Consider the following 20,669-nt stretch of genomic DNA (forward strand, 5'->3'; position numbering starts at 1 on the left):
GCAATACAATAGTATCTGGTATTCCAGCGGAAGAGCATGGCGGCGGCCGGGACGGGCATATGCGTTCGCGCAAAGGGCTGACTGAACGTCGGGGGGAGACTGCAGGGCGCCACAAGCAGCACGGCGGAGCGTTGGCTGCATCCCGTCGGTCGGGTATTTTGCTGCGCAGCTCCTCGCTGACGACCGTCGCCCTCGCCCTGTCGGGCCTTGCCGCGCATGCCCAGGATGCCGGCCTGTGGCAACCGCAGATCCGCGCCATCATCGGCGCCGACAGCAACAGCGGCTACTCCGCGCTCGAAGGCTTCCTTCCGGTCAAGCAGAACCTCGAATCCGTCCTGTTCCTGGATGTACGCTCGAAATATGATTTCGACGATGGTTTCGGCCAGGACGTAGGCCTTGGCATTCGCCGCATCGTCAATCCCGATCTGATGATCGGCGGCTACGCCTATCTCAACATCCAGAACGACAACAGCCACCAGTTCGTCGCCACCACGCTCGGGCTCGAGGCGATCACCTCGAAATACGACGCGCATGTCAATGTCTATCTGCCGATCAGCAAGGACCGCGGCTCGAACGGCATCGATTCGACGCTGTCGCTGGTCGGTAACCAGTTGCTGGAAGAAATCTCGGCCATAGACCGCCGCACCTATGCCGCCTGGGGCATCGAGGGCGAGGTCGGCGTCCAGGCGCCGATCGACCTGCCGGAAAACCAGTCGCTGCGCTTCGATATCGGCGCCTATCATTTCGCCGATCCGGACGGCGATGATCACTCGATCACCGGCGCCAAGGCGGGCATCGAATACACGATCGGCGACATCATCGGCGCCGGCACGTCGTTGACCTTCGCCGGTGAGGTGCGCAACGACAATCGCGACAATACCCAGTTCGCCGGCAGCATCCGGTTGACGGTGCCTTTCAACGTGCCCGGCAAGAGCGCTTCCGCCGACGATGCGGCGGACCTCGTCTCCACGGTCAGCCCGGGCCTGCGCAAGCGGCTCAACGAGCGCGTGCGCGGCGACATCGGCGTCAGGCTGGAGAACCAGGACAAGGTCGCCGGCACGACGACGCGCGTGGCGATCAATGCGGCCACCAACGCCGCCTTCGGCAAATTCTTCTTCGCCGACGGCGATAACGATTCCCTCGGCCTTGGCACGATCGGCGATCCGACGACGCTCGACAACGCGGTTGCGGGCGCCGGGGCGAATGGCATCGTCGTAGCCCTAGGCGGCAAAGGCAACATCACCACCGCCGGCGTAACGCTTGCCGATGGCCAGACCGTCATCGGCGGTGGCGGCAGCGTCCAGGCCAAGCTCGCCAACGGCAGCATCGGCACTTACAATTTCGGCGGCGGCAACGGCACGATCCAGGGCACCAACGCCGCCAACCCGGTCATCTCGCTTGCCAATAACAACACGCTGAGCGGCATCACCATCACCGGCGGCGGCGACGGCATCTTCGGCAACAACGTCACCGGCACGAAACTGACTGACGTCACGGTCGACGGCGCCGGCGGCAACGGTGCCGAGTTCACCGGCACGTCGACCGGCGTCAATGCCTCGAACTTCACGTCGCGGAACAACGGCCTCGACGGCCTGCATATCGAAGGCGACGGCACCTATAATTTCACCGGCACGACGCTGCTTCAGAACAATGGCGACGACGGCCTCGATATCACGGGGCATGGCACCTACACCTTCGCCACCGTCAATGCGTTGGACAACACCGATCGCGGCATAACCGTGCAAGGCACGTCGAGCGGCGGCAGCTTCACCACCACCGGCGGCACCATTTCGGGCAATGGCGGCACCGCCGTCTTCATCGATCCGATCACTGCCCATGTCGTGCTGGATTCGATCACCCAGGACGGCGGCACGTCGGGCGTCGTGCTCTACAACCTGTCGGGCAGCTTCACGGTCAATGGCGCCACGACCATCTCGAACACGGCCTCGGCGGGCATCGTGATCGCCGATTCGCCGGCGACGATCCGCTTCGGCGACATCGACATCACCAACGTCAACGACGACGCCATAAGGTTCAATGGTGTCAATGCCGCCGTGGTCGCCGGCAACATCGTCATCTCCGGACTCGGCATCGGCACCGGTATCGACTTCTCCTACAGCCAGACCAATTTCACCGCGCGGTCGCTCAACCTCACCGGCACCGGCGCCGCCAACACCATCGGGATCGACCTCGCCGGCACGACCGGTGGAACGATCACCTTCACCAATGGCGGCAGCATCTCGGGCGTCGACACCGGCGTGCGACTGGGCATTTCCGGCTCACTGGCCAATTCGGCCAACGCCAACTTCATATTTGGCGGCGGCTCGATCGCGGGACAAACCGCCTCGCTCGACGCGCGCGGCCTGAACCAGACGCTCGGCACCTATGCCTTCGGCTCGACCACCTTCAGCGGCGATCAGCTCTTCGACCAGCAGCATCTGTTCTTCGTAGGCGCGAACGGCTCCGGCGACGGCTCTTCGATTTCGAACCTGGCATCCATCACCGATGCCGACAACAACCATGACGGCCAGGCCATCTTCGTGCTGGTCAATGACGCCGCCAACACGCCGATCAACGCCGCTGGCGGCTTCACGCTCGATGCCGGCCAGACGATGGCCTCCTTCGGCAACGGCCGCACCTTCTCGCTCGGCGGCGTCCCGGTCAACGTCACCGGCGACAGTGTCCAGCACGACCAGGTCGTCTCTGACGCGAACGGCGCGGCGACGCTGACCAATACGGGCGCCGGCGATGCCGTTACGGTCGCCAGCAACACTTCGCTGCTCGATTTCAACATCGCCGGCGTCGCCAATGGCAACGGCATCCACGGCACCAATGTCACCGGCGTCACGCTGGCGGGCATGTCGGTCAGCGGCGCTAGTTTGGCAGGCGTGCGATTTGACGGCACGAGCGGCATCAGCGCCTCCAATATCGGCTCGACAGGCAACACCGGCGCCGGCCTGGCGCTGGCCAATGGCAATTTCACCTTCACCGGCACGACAACGGTTGCGAACAATGGCGGCACCGGCCTGTCAATTGTCGGCACCGGCGCCTACGCGTTCGATACGGTCAATGCGCAGAACAATCGCATCGGGGTCGATGTTGTCTCGAGCCCTGGAACGAGCACGCTTTCCATCGCCGACGGGACGGTGTCCGGCAACACGATCAACGGCCTGCGGGCGGCCAATATCGGGCTCGATGTCACGCTGTCCAGCCTCAGCCACACCGGCACCGACCCGGGCTCGACCGGTCTCAGCCTTGGGGCGGTGACAGGCAGCTTCAACGTCACCGGCACGACGACCATCTCCAATGTTGCGAGCGGCATTGTGGTGGGCGGCAGCTCTGCCGCGGTCGGCTTCGGCGGCAAGGTCACCGTCAACAATGCGACAACCCAGGCGATCGGGCTCATTGGCAACTCGGGCGCCGTCACCTTCGGCGATGTCGCGATAGACAATCCAAGCCAAAACGGCATCAACGTCATCGGCGCGAACGGCACCATCGCCTTCGGCAATATCGACATCACCAACCTGCAGACCGGCAAGACCGGCCTCAGCATGTCCGGCACATCCACCTTCACCGCTGCGACGCTCGCCATTTCCGGTGGCGGTACCTCGACGGGCATCGACCTCTCCGGCACCACCGGCGGCTCTGTCACCATCGGCAGCGGCGTCATCTCGGTCGGCACCGGCGTGCAGATGGGCACGAATGGCGCGGCCGGCGTCTCCGCCAACACCGCCTTCTCCTTCGGCACCGCTGGTGGCGCCTCGATCACCGGCACGGTCGCCTCGCTCGACATGCGCGGCCTGATGGCAGGCAGCGGCAGCTACGCCTTCAACGATACGGCGCTTATCGGGCCGCAGCTGTTCGACACCGCCAACATCGTCTTCGTCGGCGACAGCAACACCGGCGCCGGCAACGGTTCGAGCGTCAACGACCTGGTCAGCGCCGCCGCGGCGGACGATCTCGGGGCGCCGTCCAACACCATCTTCGTCCTGGTCAACAACGGCTCCGCGATCAACACCGATGCCGACGGCTTCACGCTCGCCGCCGGCCAGTCGCTCGTCTCCTTCGCCAATGGCGCGACGGTGGATCTCGGCGCGCCCCCGGCCAACGTCACCGGCACCAATGTCGTCAGCGGTGCAACACAGGCCGATCCGTTCGGCAATGGCGGCGCCACGCTCATCAATTCGGGCGGCAGCGCCATCGACCTTGCCAACGGCAACCTCGTCCAGAACCTCAGCGTCAGCAACGCCGGCTCCGGCTCGGCGATCGACGGCGCGGGCATCAGCGGCCTGACGGTCAACGGCGTCACCGTCACCAGCGCCGTCACCGCTTTCGACCTGACCGGCGCCTCGGGCGCCATCGGCGTCACCAATCTGATCGTCCAGTCCGCGCAGACCGGCATCAAGCTGAACAGCTCAGGCGCCACGACCTCCTTCACCAACACCACGATCGGCGGCGTTGCCGGCACGGCGCTCGCGATCAGCGCCTACAGTGGCACCGCCACCTTCAACAATTTCGACATCACCGGGGCGGCCACCGGCATCAACATCGGCGGCGGCACCGCCGGCACGCTGACCTTCGACAATCTGAGCTCAATCGCCGGCACGGCGGGCGACGCCTTCGTCGTCTCCGCGTCGACGCCGAACGTCACCTACAACGGCACCATCAACAAGACAGGCTCCGGAAGGGCCGTCACGATCAGCGGCTTGACAAGCGGCTCGGTCACTTTCGCCGGCAAGATCACCGCCAACGTCACTGGTTCGGGCAATGCCATCGATCTGGGCGGCAATGCCGGCGGCACGATCAACTTTACTGGCGGTCTCGACCTCACCACCGATGGCAGCTTTGCCTTCAGCGCCGTCAACGGCGGCACGCTCAACGTCACCGGCACCAACACAATCGCGACGGGCGGCGGCGTGACCGAGAAGGGCATCCAGCTCGGCGGCGCGAGCGGACTCGTCATCGGCAGCAGCGGCGTCACCTTCGACAGCGTCAAGGTGGACGGCTCAGGGGCTACCGATGTCAGCGGCATCGTCATTTCGAACACCAGCGGCGGCAATGTCACCTTCGGCGCCGTCGATATCAGCCGCGCCAGCACCGATGCCATCCGCCTCACCAATGTCGCCAGCGGCACCTACACCTTCAACGGCACGACGACGGTGGCGACCGCCGGCGGCACGGTCCCCGGATTCGCGGTGCAGAACAGCGGCGCCACCGTCAGCGTCGACAACCTGGTCACGACCGGCGTCAACGGCGACGACGTCAACCTGACTGGCAACGCCGGCACCATCTCGATCGGCGGCACCATCACCAATTCCGGCACCGGCAACGGTGTCGTGGTGTCCGGCGGCAGCGCGGCGATCACCGTTTCGGCCAACGTCTCCAGCTCGGCAGGCGCGCCGGGCACGGCGGTCAAGATCGACGGCACCACCGGCGGCTCGGTCGCGTTCACGGGCAGCGTCACCTCGACCGGAACCGGCAATCTCTTCGACGTCGGCTCGACGACGGCGCCAACCGGCGGCGCGATCAGCTTCAGCGGTTCGACGCTGAGCGCGACGGGCGGCGGCGGAGCGGTGATCGGCGGTCTTGGCGGAACCGCGACGTTCCACGCCATGACGGCGTTGTCGATCACCAACGCGACCGGTAACGGTCTTTCGGTCTCGAACGTCGCAAGCGGCGCCATTGCAGGCTTCGGCAATGTCACGGTCTCGGGTCCCGGCGGCAACGGCATCGAGATCGGCTCAAATGCCGGCCTGGTGACGTTCTCCGGCACCACCACGGTGGCGATGGGCTCGGCCGCCAACACGGCCGGCATCGATTTCAGCGGCACCAATGCCAACGTCCTGCTCGGCACCACGACCATCAGCAATGTCGGCGCCAACCAGACCGGCATCGACCTCAGCGGCTCGTCCACTGCCGCCGGTTTCGGCGTTACCTCCATCACGGGCACCGGCGACCTCACCTCGCGCGGCATCGATCTGTCCTCGACGACCGGCAACAAGGTCATCACCTTCTTGCAAGGATCCTCGATCGCCGACGTCGGCATCGGCGTCGATCTGTCGTCCGGCCAGACCACGGCGACCTCGGCCGACGCCACCTTCACCTTCGGTGACGGCGACTCGACCGACGGGCTGGAATCCTCGATCTCCGTGGCCACCAACGGCTACACCGTCAACACGGTCGGCCTCGATCCGACGCTCGGCGACTATGATTTCGACGACGTGTTCTTCACCGGCAACGCCAACCTCGGGTCGGCGGCAGGCGCGGTCACGCTGGTTTCGCAGTCAGGCGGCTTTATCAACGCCGGCACGACCGGCAACCTCAGCATGGGCGTCAGCACCATTTCGCTTGCCGCCGCCGATGCGCTGACCGGCACCCAGAACTTCGCCTTCGTCGGTCCGATCGATCTCGGCGCCAGCGCCTTCACGCTCGATTCGGGCCAGACGATCACCGGCTTCGGCAATGGCAACGTCGTCTCGATCGGCACCATCCAGCCGGTGAACGTCCATGGCAGCCTCGGCGCCACCGGCGGCAACATCACCGGCGACGAGACCGTGGTCACCGGCACCGGCGACTTCATGCATTTGCTTGGCGACAACGCGGTCCGCCACACGACCTTCGATTTCAGCGGCGCCAGCGGCTCAGCTTTCCTCATCGACCAGAGCGCGTCGGGCTTCAGCAACGCCAGCGGCATCACCATCGAAGGCGTCACGATCAGCAATGTGGCGGCCGGCCAGACCGCCATCAAGGTCGCGGGATTGACCGGAAATCTCTCGGTCATCAACAACGACATCGGCGTTGCCGGCACGCTGCTCGACGTGAACGGCGGCTCCGGCGCCATCCAGGTTTCGCGCGGCATCCTGCCGAACAGCGCGACGTCCGGCACGCTGATCGGTGGCGGCATCAACATCGCCAACCGCACCGGCGGGGCGGTGACCTTCACCGACCAGGTGACGATCGCCGGCGGCAATGGCGTGTCGATCTCGGGCGGCACCGCCGGCGGCGCGGTCAATTTCAACGGCGGCCTCGACATCGCCACCTCGGCCGATACCGGTCTCGATTTCTCTGGCCTGAACGTGCTCACGGTTGCCGCTGCCGGCTCGACCACGATCAACGCGACGGGCCAGACGGCGCTATCGCTGCAGGGCGCAATCGGCGCCGGCGGCGTCCATTTCGACAATGTCACCTCCACCAACGCGGCCGGCCAGGGCGTGTTGATCAGCGGCGCCAGCGGCGGCAATGTCGATCTCGACGCGGTCAACGTCACCGCGTCCGGCGGTGCCGGCATCGAGGTTCTCAATTCGAGCGGCGCGTACACCTTCGGCAACACCACGATCGACAATTCGGCCTCGGCCGGCCGCGGCGTGAACGTCGAGAACGCCGCCAGCACCACCACCGTCTCCTTCGACGGCACGCTGGGCATCACCACGTCCACGGGCACTGGCCTGCGCGTCTCCAGCAGCGCTGCGCCAGCCGCCACCATTGTCAACGTGACAGGCGCCGGCACGCGCAGCGTCAGCACCTCGAACGGAACCGCCGTCGACATCGCTTCGGCCACCCTCAATGGCGGCTTCACCTCGGTCAGCGCCAGCTTCTCGGGTACGGCCAACGGCATCAACCTGCAGCAGGTGGCCGGCTCGCTCGACTTGGGCACGGGCACGCTGACCAACACCGGCTCGGGCGCTGCCTTCAACATCGGCTCGGTCACCGACCAGAGCGGCGGCAACGCCACGGTCTCCTATGCCGGCGCCATCGCCAGCAACGGCAGCGGCGCGGCGGTCTCGATCCAGGAGCTGACCGGCGGTTCGGTGACGCTTTCGGGCAATCTGACCGATGGTTTCGCCGCGGGCGGCGGTCATATTGCCGTTTTCGGCATCAACAACGGCACCGCGGCGACCGTCACCTTCTCCGGCGCCAGCAAGCAGATCAGGTCCGGCACCAACACAGCTGTCTCCCTGGCCGGCCTTAGCAACGGCACCGTCAATTTCACCAATGGCGGCCTGGCCATCACGACGACCTCCGGTAGCGGCTTCAGGGCCTTCACGGGCGGAACGGTCAATGTGGCCGGAAGCGGCAATACCATCACGACGACGTCGGCCGGCAGAGGCATCGATCTCAGCAACGTCACCGTCGGCAGTCTCGGCTTGAATTTCTCGACCGTGTCGGCGAATGGGCCCGTGGCCGGCATCTCCCTGGCTAGCGTCGGCTCGTCCGGCGGCGGTGCCATTGCCATCGGCACGGCCAATTTGCAGAACGTCACCACGCGCGGCGTCGATGTCACCGGCACGCTCGGCGCGGCGCTTTCCTTCAACGATCTCGACATCAGCCTGAGCAACAACAACGCCGTTGGCTTCAGCCTCAACGGCGCGACGATCAATGCCGCCATCACGGCCAACGATTTCGACGTCACCAACGCCACTGGCGCCGGCACTTCCATCGGCATCGATCTGCGTGGCGCCACCGGCGGCCAGACGGTGCGTCTCGGCGACGCCAATGCGGCCGGAAACAGCTCCAGCATTACCGGCGTCAACACCGGCGTCTTCCTCAACTCGACGACCAACCTCAACTTCACCTATGGCGACGGCGAGTCGGCGACCGACCAGTCGTCTACCATCAGCGCCAATGTCGGCATCGACTCGTCCAGCGCGCCGGTTGCCGGCAATTACAATTTCCAGGACGTGAACTTCCAGGCCAGCCCCGGCCTCGGCTTCGGCATCGGCAGGATCTACTTTGTCGGCGCCAGCGCCACCGGCGACGGCAGCGGCAAGGACCAGAGCAATCTGGCGACGCTTTCGACAGCCGAGGCGGCGGCGGTTGCCAATGACGTCATCGTCCTTGTCAACGACGGCGGCACCATCACCGCCGCCAGCACCAATGCCGACAACACGCTGAACCTTGCCGCGGGCGAACAACTGCGCGGCTTCGCCAACGGCAACATCAACCTGGCGCTGACGGTGCCGTCGACCATTCAGCTCGCCAGCAACAACATCTCGATCATCGACCAGACGCCCAATGGCGCAGCGACGCTGACCACCAGCGCCGGCAACAATACGATCACGCTTGGGGCCAGCGGCAACATCATCGACGGCTTCATCCTCGATGGCGGCGGACGCGGCATCAAGGACAATGGCGCGGGCGCCTCCGGCACCACGATCAGCCATATGACGATCCGAAACTTCACCATAGCCGGCATTGAGATCACGCCGTCCACCAGCACCACGATCGACAATGTGGCGTTCTCGGGCAATGCGACGGACGTCGTCCTCAACGCGCTGAACTCCACCATCACCAACGTCACCAGCACCGGCGCTACCGGCATTGCCATCGACCTGCGCAACACCACCGGCACGACGACGCTGACCAACCTCAACATCACCACGGCAGCGACCGGCACCGGCATAGTCTTCGGCGGCGCCTCCGGTCCCGGTGGCACGATCAACGGCACCAACGTCGACATATCTGGCGGCAGTGGGATCACGGTCACGGGCGGCAACGCCGCGATCGTCTTCGACAACGCCAGCTCCATTGCTGCCGGGGGCTCGGGCACAGCGGCAAGCATCACCAACCGTGCCGGCGGCAGCTTCACCTTTGCGGGCGCGGTCACGGCAAACGGAGGGGCGAGCGGCATCGTCATCTCCGGCGCGACGGCAGCAAGCAATGTCAGCTTCAACGGCACGGTCGATCTCGGCACCGGCACGCCGATGACCGGCACCGCGGTGTCGATCAACAACAACGGCCAGTCCTCGACGATCAATTTCGCCAACATCGACATCGCCAGCAGCGGCACGACCGGCTTCAGCGTCGCCAATGGCGGCACAGTCAATGTCGCCACCGGCACGGTCAGCTCCACCGGCGCGCAGGCAATCAACCTCAATGGCGTCGCCACCACGACGGGCATCAACTTCACCTCGACGACATCGACCGGCGGCTCCAACAATGTTTCGCTCACCAACGTCACCGGCGCCGGCGCGGTCAATCTTGGCGCGGGCACGCTGAGCGGCGCCTCGGGCACGGCGTTCCTGGTCTCGGGCGGCTCGAACACCATCAGCTACAGCGGCACCATAGCCAAGACGAGCGCCGGCAACGTCGTCAGCGTATCGTCTCACACCGGTGGCACAGCGACCTTCGGCGGAACCATTTCGGCGACAGTTTCGAGCGGCGGCATAGCGCTCAGCAGCAACACCGGCGCAACCATCAATTTCACCAACACGCTGACCATCAACACCTCGAGCAGCAACGCCACCGGCTTCACCGCGACGGGTGGCGGCACGATCAGCGCGACCGGCTTGGGCAGCACGATCAATTCGGGCCAGGCAACGGCGCTCAACGTTGCCAATACCACGATCGGATCCGGCAATCTGATCTTCCAGAGCATCAGCTCGAATGGCGGCTCGGCCAACGGCATCATTCTCGACACGACCGGCTCCAGCGGCGGCCTGCACGTGACCGGCACCGGCTCGGCCGGATCGGGCGGCACGATCCAGAATACGACCGGTGATGCCATTTCGTTGACCAATACCAGCAACGTCTCGTTCGACCGGATGAACCTTCAGTCGACCGGCGGCAGCGGCATCAACGGCACGCAGGTTGTCAATTTCAGCTTTACCAACGGCACGATCGCTAATGCCGGCAATGCCGGTTTCGAATCCGCGATTGCTTTCAATGGCTCCGGCAGCGGCCTTGGCAACAACATTGCCGGCACGCTCACGGTAACAGGCAATACCTTCACCAATGCATTCTATAGCGGGCTTGATGTCCAATCCGACAACGGGACAGTGACCAACGCCAACATCTCGAACAACACGATCACCAATCCCGGCTTCAGCGGCGTTAATCTCGTTGGTACAGGCAATGCGTCGACGGTCTTCAATCTAAACAATGCGACAATCGCCAACAACAATATAAGCGGCAGCGGCGGCAACGGCATTCAGGTTTCTGTCGGCAACGCCAACGCGAGTGGGCCTGGTGCGCATGCCGGCTTTGTCACGTTTGACGGGCTAGGCCGCCCAATCAGCGATCCGAGCCACATCATTTCCATCACCGGCAATGCCATCACATTAGATGCAACGGGCACTCAGGCCATTGCGGTCGCCAATTCCGGCGGCAATTCCGGCTCCCGCACCCAGACGAATTTCGAGATCAGGAACAACGGCACGGTCGGAACGCCGCTTGGCAGCAGCAGCATTGGGACCGTCATTCTCATCGGCAACAACGGCTTCTCCGATATGGCGGGAGTCGTCGACAACAACGTCATCGTCGCAACACATACGCCCAACGGCGGCGGCGGCAACGGTATCGGTGGCGGCAACGGCGCCGGAGGCGCCGGCACCGCAGCGACGCCCAAACTGAATCTCAGCGTCACCAACAACACGATCAGCGGCACCGATGGCAACGGCATTCTGATGGTCAGCCGTGGCTCCACGGGCATCCTGGATCTCAAGATTGCCAACAACAATGTTGGCGCGCCGGTAAATGTGGGCGGCACGGCACGCGAGGGCATCCGCGTCGATGCGGGTAACGCTACCAGCGTGAACGACCAAGTCTTTCTGAACATCTTCGGTAATACTAGCGCGGGAAGCAATGGTGCAGCCGGTATTGGCTTGAGGAAGCAGGGGACGAATCCTGCGGTCAACGTCTTCGGCCTCTACGACGCGGTTGGAGGACCGGCGTTGCAGGATCCGCCTACGAACACCAATGTTCAAGACTTCATCAATGCACTGAACCCATCTGGTAACGGAACCGACATCATCAGTGGTTCCGGCTTTGTATCCGACACGACGAAAGCGCCGCCGTGATGATCGATATCTAGGGCGGACAATCGAGGCGGATCATGAGCTTTGATTTTTTTGTATATCGTAAAGTATTGTACAAAATAAATTTGAAACTTGTAAATCATTCGGTGAATTAATGTTGACGTGACGCAAGTGTAGATTATGCTGCCGAGCTAGTAAGCTGATCGATTTTGCCGGGGAGGGACTGATGTCGGAACCATTTCTGTCTGAAATTCGCATCATGTCTTTCGAGTTTGCGCCAAAAGGGTGGGCGCTTTGCAACGGGCAACTCTTGCCGATCAATCAGAATCAGGCGCTGTTCTCTCTGCTGGGCACGACCTTCGGCGGCGACGGTCGTGTGAACTTCGCTCTGCCCGACTATCGCGGGCGCATGCCGATACATTTGGGCGGTAGCCACGCGCTCGGCGAACGCGGCGGCGAGCAGGCCCATATACTTACGATAAGCGAACTACCACAACACACGCATGTGGTCAGCGCCGTCAACACGACACCGACGAGCGGGGCGCCCAACAGCTCTCGCATGCTCTCTCAGGCGCAGGGCGCCAACCTGTTTGCTGCCGCGTCAAACCTTCAGGCCATGGCTGCTGGCACCATAAGCGCCGTCGGCGGAAGTCAGCCGCACCTGAACATGCAACCCTTTCTAACCTTGAGCTTCTGCATTGCTTTGCAGGGCATTTTCCCGTCGCAGACTTGAGGAAACGCGACCATGGCACAACCCTATATTGGCGAAGTCCGCATGTTTGCCGGCAATTTCGCGCCGGCAGGTTGGATGTTCTGCGAAGGCCAGCTTTTGCCGATTTCGGAGAACGAGATCCTGTTCCAGCTCATCGGCACCACCTATGGCGGCGACGGCGAGAGTACCTTCGCGCTGCCTGACCTGCGGGGGCGGGTGCCATTGCACCAGGGCAACGGCTCAATCCTGGCCGAGACTGGCGGGGTGGAGGAGGTTACACTGACGGTATCGCAGATACCGGGCCATTCCCATCCGGCAGTGGCGTCCGCCAACCCGGCCTCAGGTATCAGCCCCACCGGCCAAGTTCTGGCAATTACGCAGGCATCAACGATAACGCCCTACGGCTCGGACGCACCTTTTGTGACGTTGTCTCCACAAAGTGTGAGCACTGTAGGCGGCAGTCAGCCGCACAGCAACTTCCAGCCCTATCTGTGCGTCAACTTCATCATCTCGCTGTTCGGCATCTTCCCGTCGCAGACCTGAGAGGACCGTCATGGCCGATCCGTTCGTCGCCGAAATTCGCATCTTTCCGTTCAATTTCGCGCCCAAGGGCTGGGCGTGGTGCGCCAGCAAGCCAAGGCCCAGGCGTTGACGCCGGCCGACTGGACGCAATGGGTGGAGATCGACAACGGATACAGGTTCACGGAAATGGCGCCGATCGTCGGTCCGCTTGGCGCAACCAATCTCTTTGCCATGACGCAGCCAGGCCAGGTTCTGCATACCAAGCAACAGCCGGCGGGCTCCGACACCTGGACGGTTTGGGCGTCCCCCGGCTACAGCAGGGTTCCCAAATCCACGCTATGCGCCGGCATCCAGGGCGACGGCGACATCATGCTGGCCGCGTCCGACCAGCAGCATGTCCATTCCTTCAACGCCCAGTATGACGCCGCCACCCAGAATTGGTCGGGATGGCGTGATTTCAGCCTGTCCAACGCCAACACGCGCCTGTCGCTCGACTACAATGCCGACGGCCGCCTCGCCTTGTTCTCGTTGATGACCACCGGCGACGGCTCGAATGGTCTGTGGACCCTCAACCAGATGGCCATGGACAGCTCCGAATGGGAGTGGGACTGGACGGCGCTTGCCACCGGCAACCTCAAGCAGATCGCCGTGGTGCGCGACCTGACACCGCCGGTCTGAGGCAGCCGGTCGAAGAATGATAGCCGGCAAGAATTACGGGCGCGCGCTCGGGCTGACGACGCGGCCGGAGACGGACGCGGACGTCCCGTTCCTCGGCGCGCTCTATGGCTCGACGCGAATGGAAGAACTGGCGGTGACCTCCTGGAGTGAGCCGCAGAAGCATGCATTCCTCGACATGCAATTCCAGGCGCAGCGCGCGCATTACCGGCGCCATTATCCCGACGCCGATTGGTTTGTGATCGAGCACGGCGGCGAGCGGGTCGGCCGCCTCTACCTCGAGCGCTGGCCGAGCCAACACCGCATCATCGACATTGCTTTCCTGCCGCAGCATTGCGGCAAGGGCTTCGGCACGGCGCTGCTCAACGCCCTGATCGACGAGGCTGCCGCCGTCGGCAAGGCGGTGTCGATCCATGTCGAGAAGAACAATCCGGCGCGCCGCCTCTATCTGCGGCTGGGCTTCGCTGTGAGCGAAGACAAGGGCGTTTACGACCTGATGGCGCGGCCGGCTGCGTTGTCAGGCAAGGGCGGCGATGGCGGTCAGTTGAAGACGGCCTCGTAAGTATAGCCCGTCGCATCCTGGGATACCGGCACGATGAAGATGTCATGCGCATGCTCGCTTCCGACGAAGCGGTAGGTCGCCTGCGGCAAAAGCATTTCGCGCGGCCCCTTGAACAGCAGCGAGAAGCCGCCGCCGTCGCGCGGGCTGTGGCCGATCCGCTTCACCGCGTTCAACTCAAGCGCGACCATCTTTCCGCTCGTCTCGACGATGAAGGTCTGTCCGACAGCCTGGTCGAAATCCGTCGCCGAAACCATACTCGTCCGCCCTCGATCGCTTGCCTGGCCCGCCGATGTCATCGGCCGGCACCATGTTGTCCATAGCCTGCCGACCGAAGCAATTCCAGGAAAACCGCGCGCCGGTTGGGTTCCGCGACTTCGCCGTAGCCTTCCGTCCGGAATTGCGTTGGAAAGGAGCAGGAGCGGTTCGGCGGATTCTATCCGGCACGGGAGTTGCTACGGCCGTTGCGCCAGCCCTTGTGCTGGCCTAAACCCGTTATGGCCGCGCTATTTCATAGCTTTCGAAGTTTCCGGGGAGAATGCGACAACATGGCTGAAGCAACGACCGACAAAGCGCCGGCCGCAGGTGCCCCCAGCAATGCGCTGCCATTGTTCTACGGCAAGCCCGAGGCGCTCAACCCGATCCGCCACGGCTCGCTCGGGCTGACCGCCCGCGCCGATTTCGGCTTCGCCCGCACGGCGCATGCCATTCCGGTCGTGGCGTCGGAAATGCCCGGCGCCATGCGCTCCTATCCGATCGTCTTCATCGGCCCTACTAAGGCGCCGGTAGTCATCACCGGACTGCGCCAGAACGAGAACCTGTTCGTCGACGCCGACGGCCGCTGGACCGAACCCCATTACATTCCAGCCTATGTGCGCCGCTATCCCTTCATCCTGGCGGACGAGTCCGCCACCTCCGGCCGGCTGACGCTTTGCGTCGACCGCGCCAGCGATCGCGTCGTCGATCAGCTGGCGGCGCCATTCCGCGACGACGGCGGCAAGCTCGCTTTGTTCTTCAACGGCGCCGAACCCGCCGAAGCGACCAAGCAGGCGCTCGCCTTCTGCAGCCAGTTCCAGAACGACTTCAACGCCACCCGCGCCATGGTCGAGAAAATCGACGCCCATGGGCTGTTCGCGCCGCGCCAGAGCAAGGTGACGCTGGAAGGCGGCGAGGTGCTGAACCTCACCGATTTCCAGGTGATCGACGAGCAGGCGCTCAACAAGCTCGGCGACGAAGCCTTCCTCGACCTTCGCAGATCCGGCGCGCTCGCGCTGATCTACTGCCACCTCGCCTCGTCCAACAGCTGGTCGTCGCTGGTCTACCAGGCGTCGCTTCGCAAGCGGGCTTAGAAATGGGCGGCGGCAACAAGCACGCAGCCAACGCGGTCAGACCTCGGTAAGTGAATATCCATGGCCTCTCGCGAATTCGCGAATGCCATCAACAGCCGCGTAGCTCGGCATGACCCTCACGCCGCTCGGACGGAGCGAGGGACGAGATTGCCCATCATAAGTCAGTCGGCCAACGCCCAGCGCTGGGCGCGCTGACGTTAGCTGACACCGAACAGCTCGCAACGATCTTTGCGGGGTATTGACGCCGCAGCCAAATGCGGATTTTATGATACGTGGATACAAAAATACTTTTTGGTGCCAAGTGCCAGCATCTTTCTCCGTAGAGCCACGCCTGTCCGCCACTGCAGAGGAGGAGGCGTACAGGCATCTTCAACGGGCGCTTCGCCTCGGCCGCTACAAACCGGGTGACCGGCTAATTCCCGAAGAGATCGCGGCCGAGATCGGCATGAGCCGCATGCCGGTGCGCGAAGCCTTTCGGCGCCTGGCTTCCGACGGGCTGGTGGTTCTGCGTCCCAATCGGGGATGTGTCGTCGCCGGCCTCACGGTTGATGAGCTTTACGAGATCTTCGAGATACGTTCGGTTCTCGAAGGACTGGCTGTCAGGCTGGCAATGCCACGGATCGATGAGGAGGCGCTCGAGGAGTTCGAGAACCTGCTCGACCGCATGGAACGCGCGGGCCAGAGCGGCAGCAGCGACTGGGTGATCCGCCATCAGGAATTCCATGGCCGCATCTGTGCGCTCAGCCGGAGGCCCAAGCTCATCCACCAGGTTTCGGCACTGCATGTCGTGATAGAGCCTTACATGCGCATCTGGTTCGATGACGCCGACAAGCCGCTCTCCGCACGCGAGGAGCATGCTGCGGTGATCGCAGCCTTGCGATCGGGCGACGCTCGTCATGCGGAAGAGGTCATGCGGGATCATATTCTCGGCACAGCGCCGATGTTGGCCGAATTCGTGTCTGCGAGCCGGTGATCAACGCCGGCAGGAGAAATGGCCTCAAACCGGCAAAAGACCGGAACTGGCCAGCGGAACAGCTAGATCAGCCTAAGAAAGGGGAACATATATGAAAATTCATCGACTGGCCGCCGTCGCGGCCGTATTCGGCATGCTCGGCTTTGTCCAGACCGCATTCGCGCAGGACGCGCCAAAGGCTATAACAATCGCGACCGAGGGTGCCTACGCCCCCTGGAATTTCACCAACGCAGACGGCAAGCTCGACGGTCTGGAGATCGAGCTTGCCAACGATCTTTGCGCACGGATGAAAATCAAGTGCACCATCATTGCCCAGGACTGGGACGGCCTTATACCATCATTGAAGGTCGGCAAGTTCGATGTGATCATGGCCAGCATGTTCATCACGCCGAAACGCCTCGAGACCATCGACTTCACGCAGCCTTACGCGATCGATCCGGGCGGGTTTGCAGTCGCCAAGGATAGTGAGCTCGGCAAGCTCGGTGCTTCGGCTGAAAAATTCAAGCTGGATGACGAAGCCGCGTCCAAGGCCGCCGTCGACAAGTTGAAGCCGCTGCTGAAAGGCAAGGTGGTCGGCGTCCAGGCGGCGACGGCCATGCTCGAATTCCTGAAGAAATACTTCGGCGACACGGTGGAAATCCGTGAATACAAGACCACCGAGCAGCACGATCTCGATTTGGCGGCGGGACGCATCGATGCGATATTCGCTCAGAAGACAGCGCTTGCCGCGACGCTCGCAAAACCTGAATTCTCCGGCTTCACGCTTGCAGGTCCGGGCTTCGTCGGCGGCCTGTTCGGCGCCGGAACCGGTGCGGGATTGCGTAAGGAAGATACCAAGCTCAAGGAGATGATGAACGCCGCGATCAGCGCCGCGATCGCTGACGGCACCATCAAACGTATCTCGGAAAAATGGGTGAAGACGGATGTGACGCCGGTCAAGTAGGCGCTGGCTGACCCGTCCGGCGGAGCGGCATCGATCGACTCCGCCGGGCAGCGCGCTGAAAGCCTCGGTTCACATGATGGATGCATTGCATATTCTTTCCTTTGGCAAGGGCGGCTGGGGCGCCGCCCTGCTGGTGGCGTCGGGCGTGACGCTCTCGCTGTCCGTCCTCGGCTTTCTTCTCGGCGCTGTCTTCGGCGCAGTGGCAGCAGGAGGCCGGCTCTCCTCCAAACGTCTCTCGTGCTGGCTCGCGAAAGGATATGGGACGGTGTTTCGGGGCGTGCCCGATCTGCTGACGATCTACCTGCTGTACTACGGCGGCAGCATTGCCCTGACGCAGATCGGCAAATTCTTCGGCGCCGCCGGCTTCATCGGACTGCCGGCATTTGCGACGGGCGTTCTGGCGATCGGCATCATTTCGGGCGCCTATCAGGCCGAGATCTATCGCGGCGCATACCTGGCCGTCGATCACGGCCAGTTTGACGCGTGCAAGGCGCTCGGCCTGTCCCGCCTTCAATCCCTGCGTCTCGTCATCGGCCCGCAACTGATGCGCCATGCCCTGCCGGGGCTCGGCAATGTCTGGCAGCTGGTGCTCAAGGATTCAGCTTTGATCTCCGTGATCGGCCTGGTTGAATTGATGCGGCAAGCCCAGATCGGTGCCGGCTCGATGCGAGAGCCTTTCGTCTTCTACGTGGCGGCCGCCACGCTCTACTTCCTCATCGCTGCCGCGACCGCTTCGGTCTTCCGCTACAGTGAGGCCCGGGCCTGGCGAGGCATGGCCCGCGCATGATCGACTTCGCGTTCTTTGTCGAGATCATTCCTACCCTACTCTCCGGCTTGCCACTGACGTTGCAGCTTGCGGGCTGGTCGATCAGCATCGGCTTCGTCTTGGCTCTGTTGCTCGCACTGGCCCAACAGGGAACCAACCGGATACTGATCTGGCCCATACGCTCCTTCGTGGCGATCTTTCGCGGCACACCGCTGCTCGTGCAGATCTTCCTCATCTATTACGGACTGGGCCAGTTTCGTCCGTCTCTCCAGGCGGCCGGACTCTGGTGGGTGTTCCGCGAGCCCTACTGGTGCGCCGTCATCGCGCTCAGCCTCAATACCGCGGCCTATGGCAGTGAGATCCTGCGCGGAGCGATACAGGGCGTGCCGCGCGGCCTCGCCGAGGCAGCCTCCGCGTTCGGCATGTCACGACTGCTGACATTGCGTCTCGTCATTCTGCCCTTGGCGCTCCGCCAAGCCATCCCGAGCTACAGCAACGAGATCATCCTCATGATCAAAGGCACGTCGCTTGCATCGATCATCACGCTGATGGAGGTCACAGGCATCGCGCAGGGGCTTATTTCGCAAACCTATCGCGCGGTCGAGGTCTTCGTGGCCGCCGGCGCGATCTATCTCACCATTAATTTCACGCTCATCTCGGCACTGAACGCACTGGAAACCTGGCTCACACCCTACCGGGCGCGGGCCTGAGACGTGCCACTCGGCAATGACGAAGAGAATTAACGAAATGCGCAATTTCGAGAAGCCGACGCGATCCGTTGCCGTGTCGCGACATGCGATGGCGGCGACCTCGCATCCATCCGCCACGCTCACGGCGCTGCAGGTCATTGAAGCGGGTGGCAACGCGATGGATGCCGCCATTGCAGCCTGCGCGGTCCAATGCATTGTGGAGCCGGGCTCGACCGGCATCGGCGGCGACTGTTTCGCGCTCTACGCGCCCAACGGCTCCGACAAGGTCGTCGCCTATAACGGATCCGGGCGCACGCCGGCGGCCCTCACGGCCGACTGGTTCGACGAGCGGGGACTGACAGAGGTGCCACGTCAGTCGCCCGCATCGGTGACGATCCCAGGGGCCATCGACGCATGGACACGCCTGCACGCCGATTACGGCGGTCTCCCCTTTGCCGACGTGCTTGCGCCCGCCATACGGTTTGCCGAGGAGGGTTATGCCATCACTCCGCGCGTTCACCGCGATTGGTTTCTTGAACAAAAACTTCTCGCAGCCGACGTTACGGCTGCGCGAATCTTCCTTCCCGGCGGAAGGGCGCCAAGAATCGGGGAGGTTCACCGCCAGCCGGAGCTGGCACATACGCTGAAAGGCATTGCTGCAGGGGGACGCGACGCGTTCTATGGCGGGCCGGTCGCCGAGGACATGGTGTCCTATTTAAATTCGCTGGGCGGGCTCCAGACGCTGGAGGACTTCGCGAATGCGCGCGGCGAGTATGTGAGCCCGGTGACCACCGATTTTCGCGGCTACACGGTCCATGAATGTCCCCCGAACGGCCAGGGCATCATCGCTCTCCTGATCCTCAACATCCTGAGCCGCTTCGACGCCAAAGGGGACCCGCAGTCGCCCGACCGGCTGCATGTCGAGATCGAGGCGACGCGCCTTGCCTACGCTGCCCGCGACGCCTGGATCGCCGATCCCGAAAAGGCTGATGTCCCAGTCGGCCACCTGCTGTCCGACGAACTGGCTGACAGACTTGCGGGAATGATCGACCTCACAAGGGCGCTAACAGATCTGCCGCCTTTCGAAACGCCTCTTCATCGCGACACGGTCTATATCTCGGTGGTCGACCGAAATCGGAATGCCGTAAGCTTCATCAACTCCATCTTTGACAGTTTCGGCAGCGGCCTCGTCTCTCCTGGCTCGGGCGTTATCCTGCACAATCGGGGTCAGAGTTTCTCGCTCAAGCCCGGCCATCCCAATCGAATCGGCCCGTCGAAACGGCCGCTTCACACGATCATCCCAGGCATGGCGACCCGCCACGGCAGGGTGGAAATGTCGTTCGGTGTGATGGGCGGCTACTATCAGGCGCTCGGCCATGCCCATCTGATCTCCAAGGTCCTCGATTACGGAATGGACCTCCAGGAGGCGATCGATCTGCCGCGCTTGATGCCGACATCCAACGGAACCAGAGTGGAGGCAGAGCATACGTTGGACGGCTCAACAAAAGCCGAGCTCGAACGCCGAGGTTTCACCTTTACTCAAGCGGAAGATCCGATCGGCGGCGCTCAAGCGATCCGCATCGACTGGGAGAACGGCACGCTGACCGGCGCGTCGGAACCAAGGAAAGACGGCATCGCTCTGGGGAGCTAACGGGTGTGGCAACAACTTTCAGTTCAGCGGAAGTCGACACATCGTGATCTTCCCACCGTCGGCAGCCGGGTTGTCCT

General features: G+C 63.4%; 12 protein-coding genes. 11 read left to right on the forward strand and 1 reads right to left on the reverse strand.

The window, feature by feature from the left end:
* Positions 1 to 131 precede the first annotated feature (131 nt).
* From FJ419_RS11075 to FJ419_RS11100, 5 genes are all read left to right on the forward strand, one after another.
* Positions 132 to 11,795 carry a right-handed parallel beta-helix repeat-containing protein gene (locus tag FJ419_RS11075; protein WP_140691388.1) on the forward strand — a complete coding sequence of 3,888 codons (11,664 nt, stop codon included), beginning with the start codon at positions 132 to 134 and terminating at the stop codon, positions 11,793 to 11,795.
* Between the two features lie 184 nt (positions 11,796 to 11,979).
* Positions 11,980 to 12,486, forward strand: coding sequence for a tail fiber protein (locus FJ419_RS11080; protein ID WP_140691392.1), 507 nt, complete (start codon positions 11,980 to 11,982; stop codon positions 12,484 to 12,486).
* A gap of 12 nt (positions 12,487 to 12,498) precedes the next feature.
* Positions 12,499 to 13,008: a phage tail protein gene (locus FJ419_RS11085; protein ID WP_140691397.1), complete on the forward strand. Its 510-nt coding sequence runs from the start codon at positions 12,499 to 12,501 to the stop codon at positions 13,006 to 13,008.
* A gap of 75 nt (positions 13,009 to 13,083) precedes the next feature.
* Entirely contained in the window at positions 13,084 to 13,665 is a 582-nt protein-coding gene (locus FJ419_RS11095) for a hypothetical protein (RefSeq protein WP_181170670.1), read from the forward strand.
* A 16-nt stretch (positions 13,666 to 13,681) separates the two neighbouring features.
* Positions 13,682 to 14,224: a GNAT family N-acetyltransferase gene (locus FJ419_RS11100; protein WP_140691400.1), complete on the forward strand. Its 543-nt coding sequence runs from the start codon at positions 13,682 to 13,684 to the stop codon at positions 14,222 to 14,224.
* On the opposite strand, the gene FJ419_RS11105 is transcribed toward FJ419_RS11100, so the two are convergent.
* Positions 14,203 to 14,478 carry a hypothetical protein gene (locus FJ419_RS11105; RefSeq protein WP_140691403.1) on the reverse strand — a complete coding sequence of 92 codons (276 nt, stop codon included), beginning with the start codon at positions 14,476 to 14,478 and terminating at the stop codon, positions 14,203 to 14,205. The genes FJ419_RS11100 and FJ419_RS11105 overlap by 22 nt on opposite strands.
* A gap of 291 nt (positions 14,479 to 14,769) precedes the next feature.
* Here FJ419_RS11105 and FJ419_RS11110 point away from each other — a divergent pair, with 291 nt between their 5' ends.
* From FJ419_RS11110 to ggt, 6 genes are all read left to right on the forward strand, one after another.
* Complete coding sequence (locus FJ419_RS11110; protein WP_140691407.1) at positions 14,770 to 15,570, forward strand: SapC family protein; 801 nt, start codon at positions 14,770 to 14,772, stop codon at positions 15,568 to 15,570.
* A 238-nt stretch (positions 15,571 to 15,808) separates the two neighbouring features.
* Positions 15,809 to 16,543: a GntR family transcriptional regulator gene (locus FJ419_RS11115; protein WP_246679180.1), complete on the forward strand. Its 735-nt coding sequence runs from the start codon at positions 15,809 to 15,811 to the stop codon at positions 16,541 to 16,543.
* Positions 16,544 to 16,634: 91 nt separating this feature from the next.
* A complete protein-coding gene (locus tag FJ419_RS11120; protein ID WP_140630399.1) occupies positions 16,635 to 17,486 on the forward strand; it encodes a transporter substrate-binding domain-containing protein in 852 nt (283 codons plus the stop codon).
* Positions 17,487 to 17,559: 73 nt separating this feature from the next.
* Complete coding sequence (locus FJ419_RS11125) at positions 17,560 to 18,273, forward strand: ABC transporter permease (RefSeq protein ID WP_140691410.1); 714 nt, start codon at positions 17,560 to 17,562, stop codon at positions 18,271 to 18,273.
* The gene (locus tag FJ419_RS11130) at positions 18,270 to 18,962 is read left to right on the forward strand and encodes an ABC transporter permease (protein WP_140691414.1); all 693 of its coding nucleotides are present in this window, start codon (positions 18,270 to 18,272) and stop codon (positions 18,960 to 18,962) included. Before FJ419_RS11125 ends, FJ419_RS11130 begins: the two co-directional genes overlap by 4 nt.
* Before the next feature lie 37 nt (positions 18,963 to 18,999).
* Positions 19,000 to 20,592, forward strand: a complete 1,593-nt coding sequence (gene ggt / locus FJ419_RS11135; RefSeq protein ID WP_140691417.1) for a gamma-glutamyltransferase — start codon at positions 19,000 to 19,002, stop codon at positions 20,590 to 20,592.
* Positions 20,593 to 20,669 lie beyond the last annotated feature (77 nt).

The organism is Mesorhizobium sp. B2-6-2, from assembly GCF_006440615.1.
In the GTDB taxonomy this organism is placed as follows: domain Bacteria; phylum Pseudomonadota; class Alphaproteobacteria; order Rhizobiales; family Rhizobiaceae; genus Mesorhizobium.

What these genes read in the sequence shown, in the direction of transcription:
- FJ419_RS11130 (WP_140691414.1), top strand. Translation starts at nt 18,270, where the DNA reads ATGATCGACTTCGCGTTCTTTGTCGAGATCATTCCTACCCTACTCTCC.
- FJ419_RS11125 (WP_140691410.1), top strand. Translation starts at nt 17,560, where the DNA reads ATGATGGATGCATTGCATATTCTTTCCTTTGGCAAGGGCGGCTGGGGC.
- FJ419_RS11100 (WP_140691400.1), top strand. Translation starts at nt 13,682, where the DNA reads ATGATAGCCGGCAAGAATTACGGGCGCGCGCTCGGGCTGACGACGCGG.
- ggt (WP_140691417.1), top strand. Translation starts at nt 19,000, where the DNA reads ATGCGCAATTTCGAGAAGCCGACGCGATCCGTTGCCGTGTCGCGACAT.
- FJ419_RS11085 (WP_140691397.1), top strand. Translation starts at nt 12,499, where the DNA reads ATGGCACAACCCTATATTGGCGAAGTCCGCATGTTTGCCGGCAATTTC.
- FJ419_RS11110 (WP_140691407.1), top strand. Translation starts at nt 14,770, where the DNA reads ATGGCTGAAGCAACGACCGACAAAGCGCCGGCCGCAGGTGCCCCCAGC.
- FJ419_RS11080 (WP_140691392.1), top strand. Translation starts at nt 11,980, where the DNA reads ATGTCGGAACCATTTCTGTCTGAAATTCGCATCATGTCTTTCGAGTTT.
- FJ419_RS11120 (WP_140630399.1), top strand. Translation starts at nt 16,635, where the DNA reads ATGAAAATTCATCGACTGGCCGCCGTCGCGGCCGTATTCGGCATGCTC.
- FJ419_RS11105 (WP_140691403.1), bottom strand. Translation starts at nt 14,478, where the DNA reads ATGGTTTCGGCGACGGATTTCGACCAGGCTGTCGGACAGACCTTCATC.